The organism is Deinococcus alpinitundrae (assembly GCF_009982895.1).
Classification (GTDB): Bacteria; Deinococcota; Deinococci; order Deinococcales; family Deinococcaceae; genus Deinococcus; species Deinococcus alpinitundrae.
The window spans coordinates 1-447 of sequence record NZ_WXZL01000116.1 but is presented as its reverse complement, the minus strand read 5'-3'; the positions used below and the strand labels follow the sequence as shown (position 1 = coordinate 447).

At 32.0% G+C, this 447-nt stretch carries 1 protein-coding gene; it reads right to left on the bottom strand.

Annotation, left to right across the window (positions count from 1 at the left end; genetic code table 11):
- Positions 1 to 447: aminotransferase class I/II-fold pyridoxal phosphate-dependent enzyme (locus GUI70_RS25365; RefSeq protein ID WP_161884520.1), on the bottom strand; the 447-nt coding region annotated here is incomplete at both ends.

Below are 447 nucleotides of genomic sequence, written 5' to 3'. Positions count from 1 at the left end.
AGATATTGAGGTCCTAATAGAAAACCAATTCTTATTCCAGTTGCTGAGTGTGATTTACTTAAACCACCAATTAATATTAATTGATCACGAATGTCTTCAAATTCAGCGAAAGATACATGTTTACCACTAAATGTATTTTCAGCATAAATCTCATCGCTAATAATAAATAACGGATATTTTTTTAATACATTTACGATATTTAAAACTTCATTTCTTTTTAAAACTACGCCAGTTGGATTAGTCGGATAATTTAACAAGACAGCTTTTGTCTTTGGAGAAATATGACTTTCTAACGCATCAGGTGTAATTTTGAATTGTGTTGCTGTTGTATCAATATAAATTGGTTTACCACCTAGTACTTCGATGAGTGGTATGTAGCCTGCATAAATTGGTCCCGGTATTATAATTTCATCTCCAGGCTCTATGATAGAACGTAACGTTGTGTCT